The 11,120-nt window shown below is 70.8% G+C and carries 12 protein-coding genes; 8 read left to right on the top strand and 4 right to left on the bottom strand.

The features are described from left to right. Nucleotides 1–183: 183 nt before the first annotated feature. From ACPYN7_RS17730 to ACPYN7_RS17720, 3 genes are all read right to left on the bottom strand, one after another. Complete coding sequence (locus tag ACPYN7_RS17730) at nt 184–831, bottom strand: methyltransferase family protein (RefSeq protein WP_126349459.1); 648 nt, start codon at nt 829–831, stop codon at nt 184–186. Next, the gene (locus tag ACPYN7_RS17725) at nt 821–1,087 is read right to left on the bottom strand and encodes a DUF2933 domain-containing protein (protein ID WP_424348517.1); all 267 of its coding nucleotides are present in this window, start codon (nt 1,085–1,087) and stop codon (nt 821–823) included. The genes ACPYN7_RS17730 and ACPYN7_RS17725 overlap by 11 nt, the downstream gene beginning before the upstream one ends. 99 nt (nt 1,088–1,186) lie before the next feature. Further along, entirely contained in the window at nt 1,187–2,050 is an 864-nt protein-coding gene (locus tag ACPYN7_RS17720) for a F510_1955 family glycosylhydrolase (protein ID WP_126349461.1), read from the bottom strand. A 159-nt stretch (nt 2,051–2,209) separates the two neighbouring features. Here ACPYN7_RS17720 and ACPYN7_RS17715 point away from each other — a divergent pair, with 159 nt between their 5' ends. From ACPYN7_RS17715 to ACPYN7_RS17680, 8 genes are all read left to right on the top strand, one after another. Next, nucleotides 2,210–2,917, top strand: a complete 708-nt coding sequence (locus ACPYN7_RS17715; RefSeq protein WP_424348516.1) for a response regulator transcription factor — start codon at nt 2,210–2,212, stop codon at nt 2,915–2,917. Beyond that, complete coding sequence (locus ACPYN7_RS17710) at nt 2,914–4,056, top strand: HAMP domain-containing sensor histidine kinase (protein ID WP_424348515.1); 1,143 nt, start codon at nt 2,914–2,916, stop codon at nt 4,054–4,056. The genes ACPYN7_RS17715 and ACPYN7_RS17710 overlap by 4 nt, the downstream gene beginning before the upstream one ends. 84 nt (nt 4,057–4,140) lie before the next feature. Next, nucleotides 4,141–4,479 (top strand): heavy-metal-associated domain-containing protein, encoded by a 339-nt coding sequence (locus tag ACPYN7_RS17705; protein WP_126349462.1) that lies wholly within the window; start codon nt 4,141–4,143, stop codon nt 4,477–4,479. Nucleotides 4,480–4,580: 101 nt separating this feature from the next. Continuing rightward, on the top strand, nt 4,581–5,246 hold the full coding sequence (locus tag ACPYN7_RS17700) for a DUF305 domain-containing protein (RefSeq protein WP_126349463.1): 666 nt from the start codon (nt 4,581–4,583) through the stop codon (nt 5,244–5,246). Nucleotides 5,247–5,322: 76 nt separating this feature from the next. Then, nucleotides 5,323–5,595, top strand: coding sequence for an SHOCT domain-containing protein (locus ACPYN7_RS17695; RefSeq protein WP_126349464.1), 273 nt, complete (start codon nt 5,323–5,325; stop codon nt 5,593–5,595). Beyond that, nucleotides 5,592–7,100, top strand: coding sequence for a multicopper oxidase family protein (locus tag ACPYN7_RS17690; protein WP_424348514.1), 1,509 nt, complete (start codon nt 5,592–5,594; stop codon nt 7,098–7,100). Before ACPYN7_RS17695 ends, ACPYN7_RS17690 begins: the two co-directional genes overlap by 4 nt. Nucleotides 7,101–7,188: 88 nt before the next feature. Further along, nucleotides 7,189–8,520 (top strand): APC family permease, encoded by a 1,332-nt coding sequence (locus ACPYN7_RS17685; protein WP_424348518.1) that lies wholly within the window; start codon nt 7,189–7,191, stop codon nt 8,518–8,520. A 64-nt stretch (nt 8,521–8,584) separates the two neighbouring features. Continuing rightward, entirely contained in the window at nt 8,585–9,460 is an 876-nt protein-coding gene (locus tag ACPYN7_RS17680) for a potassium channel family protein (RefSeq protein ID WP_424348513.1), read from the top strand. Between the two features lie 54 nt (nt 9,461–9,514). On the opposite strand, the gene ACPYN7_RS17675 is transcribed toward ACPYN7_RS17680, so the two are convergent. Beyond that, nucleotides 9,515–10,936, bottom strand: coding sequence for an NADH-quinone oxidoreductase subunit N (locus ACPYN7_RS17675; protein WP_424348512.1), 1,422 nt, complete (start codon nt 10,934–10,936; stop codon nt 9,515–9,517). Between the last annotated feature and the right edge of the window lie 184 nt (nt 10,937–11,120).

The following is an 11,120-nucleotide window of genomic DNA, read 5'->3' as shown; positions in this document are numbered from 1 at the left end:
TCACCAACTACATCGCCAGATCGCTGCTGGAGACCGGCGGGTTCAGACCCCGACTACACCCTGGATCCTGAAGAGCCTGCAAACCCCATCGGATGGCCACGAAACACAGGCCCCAGGCCGTCGTCACCCACAGCATGGTCCGCACCCGGGGCGCCCCTCGGTCCGGGGCTACCCTTGTGCTGCTCAGGATCGGGCCGTCTGCCGGCGGAACCGGGGGACGAACCCCGGCACCCGGCGGGCGTAATCCTGGTAGGCGGTGCCGAACTGGCGGACCAGGACCTGCTCCTCCTTGCGCGCCAGCCGCCAGTAGACGACCACCAGCACCGGGAACATCAGCAGGGTCAGCACCGTGGGCCACTGCAGCAGAAAGCCCACCATGACAGCCAAGAACCCTACGTACTGCGGGTGGCGGAGACGCGCGTACGGGCCGGTGCTCGCCAGACGCCCTTCGCGCTGGGCCGCATAGAGCACCCGCCAGGCCCGGTAGAGCAGGTACAGCCCCGCCCCGATCACGAGGTTGCTGAGCAGGTGCAGGGGATTCAGATGCGGATCCCCTTCCCACCCGAACAGCTCCTGCCACAGGTGCCCAGAGCCATGATTCAGGGACTGCAGGCCGGGCACCTTCTCGCCCAGCCAGCCCGAGAGCAAGAAGATCGTCAGCGGGATGCCGTACATCTCGGTGAACAGCGCGATGACGAACGCCGAGAACCCGCCCACCGCGCGCCAGTCCAGCCTGGTCTTGGGCTGGATGAAACTGAAGGCGAAGGCGATGAACACCAAGGAATTCAGGATCACCAGCCACCACAGACCGTACCCGTACTCACCGGACATCGCCGGCTCCTCTCTCCTGGAGGTCACCGCCGTGACCGCCGTGACCGCCGTGGCCGCCGTGGCCGCCGTGGCCGAACAGGTGCATCACCAACATGGCGGCCACGAACACGTACGGCAGGGCATCGGCCACGTGCAGCCAGTGGGCGGTGAGCAAATAGATCACGATGGCAAGGACCACCACCAGGATGCCGAGACGAACCGGGGAGCCCGGGCGGGAACGGCCCCGGGTGGGTGATGGGTGCGGACTGTCGCTCATTGGACTTCCTGCCTGGTCGCTATCTCAAGAACCTGCCGGTCCACCACCGGTGCAGTGAGTACTGAGGAACCCACAGGGCCGGCTAGCTCGCCTGTGTCGTTACAGCAGCACTTCGGTGGTCTTGCCGCCGTCGGTGGTGCGCAGGACGGCCGAATCGGCCACCAGCAGTGCCTCCACCGTCCCTTCCTCGGTGATGCTCGCCCCCAGGGCGGTGATCTCCCCGATCGCCTCCTCGCTGGTGTCCCAGGTGTCCCCGGCGTCAGCGCTGGTGAGCAGGCGCCCGTCGATGCCGGCGCCGACGATGGTTTTCTCATCGGCCCAAGCCACCATCGATATCAGTTGCGGGGTGTCCAGGGTGTCCCAGGTGGCCCCGTCGTCGCTGGAGCGCAGCACGCCGTCCTCGGTGGTGGCCAGGACCGTGCCCGTGCCCGGGGCGATCGCCAGGGACGCCGGGGCGGAAGGGATCTCAAGGGTGTCCCAGGTGCGCCCGTCGGTGCTGGCGCGCAGCTGCCCGTCGAAGCCGATGACCGCGTTCGGGCTGGCGGTCAGGGCGTGGAAGTCCGACTCCCCGCCTCGGGAGAGCACCTCCCAGGTCTCACCGCCGTCGGTGGATTCGATCAGCCCGACCGGCTCGGGCAGGTCGGTCCCCATCCCGGGGTGGCCCGAGGCCAGGTAGCGGCCCTCGGTGACGGTGAAACCCATCAGGTCCACGACCGGACCCACCTGGGTCAACTCCTCGTTCGCCAACCGGAACAGGCCCTCATGGGTGGCCAACAGAATCACCCCGGTGGCTGTGTCGCGGGTGATGGCATGGACGTGGGTGATCGCCGTTCCAGCGCTGTTGGTGCTGGAGGAAGCAGTCGGAGCCGTGGAGTTCGCCTGCGGCGAGCACGCCACCAGGGCCCCGGAGCCCAGCAGGCTGAACCCGGCCAGGAGAAGGGATCTGCGGGTCAAGGAGTTCATGGGTCCTTTCCGCCTCGCAACCACATCACGAGGACCACCCACCATTCTCGACCGGCTGTAGAGCAGCTCTGCGCCGTTTTCCTTGAAGGTTTGGCGAAGATTGCCGCAGGAAGGGCCTCTGAGCCGGATCGGCATACAGGTCGGGGACACACTGGAGGCATGAATTCTGGCTCCGATGTCGGCACCCGCCCGGAGCGCGTGCTGGTGGTCGACGACGAGAAACCCCTGGCGCAGATGGTCGCCACCTATCTGACCCGCGCCGGCTACGCGGTGGACCTGGCGCACACCGGCCCCGACGCCCTGGAGGCCGCCCGCGACCGGAGCCCGGACGTGGTGGTGCTGGACCTGGGGCTGCCGGGGATGGACGGCATCGAGGTGTGCCGCAGGATCCGGGGCTTCTCCGAGTGCTACGTGCTGATGCTCACCGCCCGCGGGGACGAGGAGGACAAGTTGGCCGGGCTGGCGGCCGGGGCCGACGACTACATCACCAAGCCCTTCAGCGTCCGCGAGCTCGTCGCCCGGGTGGCCGCGGTGCTGCGCCGGCCCCGCACCACGCTGGCCCCGGTCGAGCCCGCCCGGGAGTTCGGGGAGCTGACCGTCGACCTCACGGCCCACGAGGCACGGGTGGGCGGGCGGCCGGTGGGCCTGACCCGCACCGAGTTCGACCTGCTGGCGGCCCTGTCGGCCCGCCCGCACCAGGCGCTGACCCGCCGCCAGCTCATCGACACCGTCTGGGATCCCTCCTGGGTCGGGGACGAGCGGATCGTCGACGTGCACATCGGGCACCTGCGCCGGAAGCTCGGGGAGGACCCGATCGGCTTCATCGACACGGTCCGTGGGGTCGGCTACCGGATGGTGACACCGTGAGTCCCCGGCGCGAGCGGAGCCTGGCTACCCGGTTCTTCACCGTCCAGGTGCTGGTGGTCGCAGCCTCCCTGGCGGCGGCAGTCGTGGTGGCCTCCCTGATGGGCCCGGCGATCTTCCACAATCATTTGATCATGGCCGGGCATGCGGAGAACTCCCCGGAGTTGCTGCACGTGGAGCAGGCCTACCGCGACACCAACCTCATCACCGTGGCCGTGGCCTTGGCCACGGCCCTGATCTGCGCCCTGGTCGCCAGCCTCTGGTTATCCCGTCGCATCCAGGGTTCTCTCGGGAAGCTGGCCGAAGCCGCCAAGGGCATGTCCCGCGGCCGCTACGACACCCGGGTACCGGCCCTGGGTGCCGGAGCGGAGGTGGACGGGGTGGCCACCGCGTTCAACACCATGGCGGCTCGTCTGCAAAGTACCGAAGGTACCCGCCGGCGGATGCTCTCGGACCTGGCCCATGAGATGCGCACCCCGATCTCGGTGCTCACCGTGTACTGCGAAGGCCTCCAGGACGGGGTCATCCACTGGGACGAAACCACCAGCGAGATCATGACCGACCAGCTGGGACGCCTCACCCGGCTGGTCGAGGACATCACCGACGTCTCCCGCGCCGAGGAGGGGCGCATCGACCTGGACCGCGCAGAACAGCCCGTGCTCGAACTGCTGCACACCGCCGCCGAGGCCCACCGGGAGTCCTACGCGGCCAAGGGCGTGGCCCTCGACGTGGACGTCGACGATGAGACCGGGGTCCTGGAGGTGGACCGGCAGCGGATGGGGCAGGTGCTGGGCAATCTGCTCACCAACGCCCTGCGCCACACCCCAGCGGGTGGGACGGTCACCGTCAGTGCCACCCATCAAATGTCCGGCCAAGTGGTCCTCTGCATCAGCGACACCGGTGAGGGCATCAGTGCCGAGCAACTGCCTCAGGTGTTCGAGCGCTTCTGGCGCGGGGACACCGCCCGGGACCGAGACCACGGCGGCTCGGGGATCGGGCTGGCCATCTCCAAAGCACTGGTCGAAGCCCACGGCGGCACCCTGACCGCCGCCTCCCCCGGACCCGGACACGGCGCGGTGTTCACCATCCAGTTGCCGAGCCCCCAACTGGCCGATCTGCCTCCCGCGCGGGAGGCTCACTGACATCCTTGCACTATACCCCCCCAGGGTATATACCTGAGGGGCGAGGGGCGTTCCCCGTTCCCTCACGATCCGAAGGAGCCCACCATGACCAGCTCGCCCCACCGCCCCCTGCCGATGGCCGCCACCGGTTGCGCCTGCTGCGCTCCCTCCTCTGTCCCCGAGGAAACGGGGACTGCCGTCGAGGCGCAGTCGCCGTCCTCGGACGGCACCGCCACGACCTACCAGGTGGAGGGCATGACCTGCGGCCACTGCGCCGGCCGGGTCACCGAGGCCCTCACGGCGTTGGAGGGGGTCCTTGACGTGCAGATCGACCTCGTAGCCGGCGAGGCTTCGGCCGTTACCGTGACCAGCACCATCCCTGTCGCAGAGGAATCCGTGCGCGCCGCAGTGGCGCGTGCCGGATATGCGGTCACCTCTTCCTGAGCGTGCCGGGACCGGATCCCCCACGGCCCGGCCCCGGCTCCCGGTCTCCAGGCCCTGCCTGGGGCCACCACCACCCAACCACCCCACGTAAGGACATCCCCATGAACCGAGCCTCTTCCCTCACCGCCGTGGCCCTCGCCTCTGCCCTGGCCCTGGCCGGCTGCGGCACCGGAGGCGAACAGAACACTGACGCGGCCTCCGAGACCACCAGCTCCACAGCTGCCGCCACCGGGGCCGGCAGCCCCTCGAGCACCCCGTCGGGCGCTACCTCAGGGGAGCCGATCGCTGAAGAGCACAACGACGACGACGTGATGTTCGCCCAGATGATGATCCCCCACCACCAGCAGGCCGTGGACATGAGCGAGACCCTGCTGGGCAAGGACGACATCCCCGCCGATGTCCAGGACTTCGCCCAGAAGGTCGTCAACGCCCAGGGCCCGGAGATCGAGCGCATGAACCAGATGCTGCAGACCTGGGAAGCGCCGATGCCCGGCGAGGACTCCACGTCCATGGACCACGGGGCCGGCGGGATGATGAGCGAGGAGGACATGGGCATGCTCAACGACGCGCAGGGGACGGAGGCGGCCCGGCTGTACCTGGAGCAGATGACCGTCCACCACGAGGGCGCGATCGAGATGGCCCAGGAGCAGATCGAGCAGGGGCAGAACCCGCAGGCCGTCGAACTGGCCCAACAGGTCGTCGAGGACCAGGAGGCGGAGATCACCGAGATGGAGCAGATGCTCCAGGAGCTGCCGGACGGTTCCTGACCGCCCCGGTGACCGGCGTCGCCGCCCACGGGCGGCGCTCTGCAGGAAGCAACGAACCGATCGAAGGAGGACCGCGATGATGTGGGGCGATGGCATGGGCTGGGGCATGGGCTGGATGTGGGTCTTCTGGCTCCTGCTGATCCTGGGCACGGTGGTGCTGATCTTCGTGCTCGTGAAGACGTTCACCGGGGGCTCGGGCGGCGGCACCCGGCAGGGCGGTTCCGCGCCGCCGACGGGTGCCGGCCCGCGCCGGTCCCGGGAGATCCTCGAGGAGCGCTACGCCCGCGGGGAGATCAGCACCGAGGAGTACCGGGAACGGCTGCGGACCCTGGAGGAGGGCGACCGATGAGCCCGCTGACCCGCCGGCAGCTGCTGGCCCTGGGCGCGGCCGGGGCCGGCGCCGCGGCCGTGGGCGGGGCCGGGCTGTGGTGGACCAGCGGCGGCGGCGAGGCCCTCGGTGGCGGCCGGGAGCTGCTGCAGCCCGAGGTGCTGTCCAGCCGGAACGGGGTCCTGGACCTGGCCCTGGAAGCCGCCCCCGCGCAGGTGCGGATCGGGGCGCGGGAGGCGAACGTGCAGGCGTTCAACGGCTCGCTGCCCGGACCCACCCTGCGGGTCCGGCCCGGGGACACGCTCCGGGTGGCGATGAGCAACCGGTTGGACGCCCCGACGAACCTGCACGTGCACGGGCTGCACGTCTCCCCGGAGGACAACGGGGACAACCCGTTCGTGAGCATCGCCCCCGGGGAGTCCTTCGACTACGAGTACGTCCTGCCGCAGGACCACCCGCCGGGCACCTTCTGGTACCACCCGCACCACCACGGCCACGTGGCCGACCAGCTCGCCGCCGGGCTCTACGGGACCATCGTGGTCGAGGACCCCGAACCCGTCCCGGTGGCCCGGGAGCGGGTGCTGGTGATCTCCGACCTCACCCTGGACGGCGCCGGAGACCTCGCCGAGGTCTCCCCGCCGGAGCGGATGATGGGCCGGGAGGGGCAGACCGTGCTGGTCAACGGCCAGGTCCGCCCCGGGGCCACCGCGGCACCGGGGGAGCGGGAGCTGTGGCGGGTCGTCAACGCCTGCCCGTCCCGGTACCTGCGCCTGACCCTGGACGGGCAGGACCTGCGGCTGTCCGGCCACGACATCGGCCGGCTGCCCGAACCGGTCGAGGTCACCGAGGTGACCCTCGCCCCGGGCAACCGGGTGGAGCTGCTGGTGGACACCCGAGAGGGCACCTCCACCCTGGTGGCCGCCCCCGTGGACCGCGGCAGCATGGACGGCATGATGAACGGGATGATGGACGGCATGATGGGCGGGCCCGGGGGCGGTCCCGGCTCCGGCGAACCGGTCGACCTGCTCACCCTCGAGGTCGCCGGGGACCCGGCCGGGGAGGCCGGGCCCGTGCCCGCGGGCCCGTCCCTGCGGGACCTGCGCGACGAGCCGGTCGAGGCCCGGCGGACCCTGGACTTCGCCATGGGCATGGGCATGGGGATGGGCGGCATGATGGGCGGGACGCGCGGGCCCGGGCAGATGATGTCCTTCACGATCGACGGCCGGGAGTTCGACGCCGAGCGCACCGACCAGCGGGTCCGGGTGGGCACCGTGGAGGAGTGGACCCTGACCAACTCCAGTCCCATGGACCACCCGATGCACCTGCACGTGTGGCCCATGCAGGTCGTGACCGACGGCGGCCGCGACGTGTCCGCACCGAGGTGGCAGGACGTGGTCAACATCCCGGCCTTCGGGGAGATCACGGTCCGGGTGGCCTTCGACGACTTCGCCGGCCGCACCGTCTTCCACTGCCACATCCTCGACCACGAGGACCTCGGCATGATGGGCACCCTCGAGGCCCGCTGAGCACCGTGGGCCCGACCCACCGACCCTGTCCGACAACCCCACCGCCGGGGAACGATCGCACCCCGGCAGGAAGGACGTGCAGCTCCTCATGGACCACGGCACGCAGACGCAGAAGAAGCTCTCCCTGACCGGATCCGTCGCCCTGGGGACGGGGGTGATGATCGGCGCGGGCATCTTCGCCCTCGTGGGGCAGGTCGCCGAGCTGGCCGGCGGCTGGGTGCCCTGGGCGTTCCTCGCCGGAGCCGTGATCGTGACGTTCAGCTCCTACTCCTACATCCGCTACTCGGCCACCAACCCGTCCTCCGGCGGGATCGCGATGCTGCTCAAGGCCGCCTACGGTCCCGGGGTGGTCGCCGGCTCGTTCTCCCTGTTCATGTACGTGTCGATGATCCTGGCCGAGTCCCTGCTGGGCCGCACCTTCGGCACCTACCTGCTGCGCCCCTTCGGCCTGCAGGACTCCGTGGTGTGGGTCCCGGTGCTGGCGGTGGTGGCCATCGCGGCCGCCGCCCTGGTCAACCTGGTGGGCAACCGGTGGGTGGAGCGCTCCGCCACGGTCACCGCGGCGATCAAGATTCTCGGGATCGCCGTGCTGGCGATCGCGGGCATCCTCGCGGCGGGGGTGTCCTCCCTGGGCAGCCTGTTCACCGCCGCCGACCGCACCCCGCCGGACCAGGGACTGCTGGGCTTCCTGGCCGGGACCACCCTGTGCATCCTGGCGTACAAGGGCTTCACCACGATCACCAACCAGGGTGCGGACCTGCAGCAGCCGGAGCGCAACATCGGCCGCTCCATCATGATCTCCATCGCCCTGTGCACCGTGCTCTACCTGATGATCACCGTCGCGGTCACCGGCAGCCTGACCGTGCCGCAGATCGTCGAGGCCCGGGACTACGCCCTGGCCGAGGCGGCCGAGCCGATGTTCGGCGCCTGGGGTGTGACGCTGACCGTGGTGATCGCCGTCGTCGCGACGCTGTCGGGGCTGGTCGCGAGTCTGTTCTCGGTCTCGAAGCTCTACGACATGCTCCGTGACATGGGCCAGGCCCCCGGGCTGCCAGGGCAGGAGGGCCACCAGTCGCTGTACATCACCGCCGGGCTCGCGATCCTGATGGCCGCCTTCTTCGACCTGTCCCAGATCGCCTCCCTCGGCGCCATCCTGTACCTGGCCATGGACATCGCCATCCACTTCGGCATCCTCCGCCACCTCAGGGACGACGTCGGGGCCAAGGCCTGGATCCCCTGGGTCGCGATCCTGCTCGACGCCGCGGTGCTCGTGCCGTTCGTGCTGCTGAAGGCGCAGTCGGACCCGTTCACCCTGGTGGTCACCGCCGTGGTGGCTCTGGTCATCGTCGTGGCGCAGTGGTTCACCGTGCGGCACCGCTCCGCCGAGGACACGCGGCAGGGCGAGCACGAGCAGCACTGAGGACTCGTGAGCCGCCCCGGGACCCGGGGACCGGAAGAACAAGAACCAACGACGGAGGTCGATCGTGGACGTACTGCTGACAGCTCTGGGGATCGTGGTCATCGTGGTCGGTCTGACGGACATGTTCCACACTCTGCTGCACCCCAGCGGTCAGGGGCGTCTGAGCCGGCTGGTGCTCTCCGCGGTGTGGAGGGTCTCGAAGGCCACCGGTCACCGGGCCGGCTCCGCAGTGGGGCCGGCGGCGATGGTGGCCGTGGTGCTCCTCTGGGTGGTGCTGCAAGCAGCGGGGTGGGCGCTGATCTACTACCCGCACGTCCCGGGCGGGTTCATGTACTCCTCCGGCATCGACGCTGCCGCCTACCCGGACGCGGTCGAGGCCGTCTACGTCTCCGTGGTGACGCTGTCGACGCTGGGCTACGGGGACGTGGTGGCCACCGACCCGTGGATCCGGGTCGCTTCCCCGCTCGAGGCCTTGACCGGGTTCGCGCTGTTGACTGCGGCGCTGACGTGGTTCACGCAGATCTATCCTCCGCTGATGCGGCGCCGGGCGCTGGCCCTGGAACTCAAGGGCCTGGCCGACGCCGACTACGCCGAGACGGTCGCGGAGATCGAGCCGGCCATCGCCTCCCGGGTCCTGGATTCCCTGCAGGCGGATCTCACGAAGATATCCGTGGACTTCACCCAGCACACCGAGGGCTTCTACTTCCAGGAGAGCAACCCCGACCTGTCCCTGGCCCACCAGCTGCCGTATGCGCTGCGGGTGCGCGATGCGGCCATGGCCCGACCCGAGCCGGCGGTGCGGCTGAGCGCCCAGCGGCTGTCCTCGGCCCTGGACCAGCTCGGGTCCGAGATCAAGGATGACTTCGTGGGCACCGGGGAGCACCCCGGTGAGGTCTTCGCCGCCTATGCGGCCGAGCACGGCCAGAGCACCCGGGCCTGAGTTCGCCGTCTCGGCATCGCGCACGGGCGGTCCAGGGCGCGGAGGCCGCCGCACCTACATGACCACGGGGCCCTCGAGGGCAGCCCACAGCACACCGGCCAGGACGCCCAGTGCCAGGCTCGCGGTCGCGGCGGCCCCGGCGGTGACGGCCGGCCAGGCGGCCGCCCCGCCGCGGCCGGGGAACCCCTCGGCGTGCTGGTCCGGGCGGGCGAAGACGGGGGCGAACCAGCGCAGGTAGTAGAAGAGGCTGAGCACGCTGCTGAGCATCACCACCAGCACCAGCCAGCCGTGCCCGCCGTCCCAGGCGGCGGTGGCGGTGGTGAGCTTGCCGACGAACACGGCCAGCGGCGGGGTGCCCACCAGCCCCAGCAGCGCCACGAGCAGCGCCAGTCCCAGGCCGGGACGGGCCCGTGCAAGGCCACGGTAGTCCGCCAGCTCCCGGTGCTCGGGCAGCGCGGCGGTGACGGCGAAGGCGGCGACGTTGGTGAGCGCGTAGGCGGCGAGGTAGAACAGCAGCGAGGGCAGGGCCAGGTCGCTGCGCCCGGCCGCGGCCACGGGCACGAGCAGGAACCCGACCTGGGCCACCGTCGACCAGCCCAGCAGCCTGCGGGGATCCGTCTGCCAGTAGGCCGCGAGGTTGCCCAGGAACATCGAGGCGGTGGCCAGCAGCGCCGCGACGAGCAGCCAGGAGCCGTCCTCGGCGGAGACCGTGGCCACGAGCCGGTACACGGCCACCAGCGCGCCCACCTTGGGCACGGTGGTGAGGAAGGTGGCGGCGGTGGCCCCGGTGCCCTGGGCGGCGTCGGGCACCCAGAAGTGGAAGGGCACCCCGCCGGCCTTGAAGAGCAGCCCGGCGAGCACGCCCAGCACGCCCGCGCCCACGGCCGCGGCCGGGGCGGCGGGCAGCTCCTCCTGGAGCAGGGCGTAGTCGGTGCCGCCGGCCAGGGCGTAGAGCACGGTGACCCCGGCCATGAGCAGGATCCCGGACAGCGCCCCCATGAGGTAGGTCTTCATGGCGGCCTCCGCCCCGGCGCGCCCGCCCGTGAGGCCGACGATCCCGTACAGGGGGATGCTGGCCAGCAGGAACCCCACGACCAGCACGAGCAGGTCGGTGGCCCCGGCCAGGACCATCACCCCGGTGGTGGCCAGGAGCAGCAGCGCGTACGTGTCGGACTCCCGCGGGGAGCCGGCGATCTCCCCGGAGGCCACCCCCAGCACCAGCAGGGTGGTCAGGGTGGCGATCACCCGGGCGGCACCGGTGGCGGTGTCCACGGCGAAGGTGCCGCTGAAGGCGCTCTGCGCGGGCCCGGCCATGGCGAGGGCCGCCGCGGTCGCGGCGCCCAGCAGGGCCAGGGCGGCGACTGCGCGGGCGATCCATTGGCGTCGCCGGGGCAGGAACGAACCGCCCAGCAGCACCACCAGCCCACCGAGGAGGACGATGATCTCGGGCAGCAGCAGCTCCAGGCGCATCTGCATGGAGGCCTCCACCGGCTACCGTCCCACCAGGCTCACGAGGGCCGCCGAGGCCGGCTCGATCACCTCGAGCAGCACCCGGGGCAGCACGCCGATGAGCAGGGACAGGGCCAGCAGGGGACCGGCGGACCACAGCTCCGGCGCCCGGAGGTCGGCGAACCCGGGGGTGTGCCCGGCCGTGGGGCCG

The sequence above is a fragment of the Kocuria sp. CH-021 genome (assembly GCF_049716185.1).
GTDB lineage: Bacteria > Actinomycetota > Actinomycetes > Actinomycetales > Micrococcaceae > Kocuria > Kocuria cellulosilytica.
Note: the sequence above shows the minus strand (reverse complement) of the source record. Positions and strands in the feature narration are given on the sequence as shown.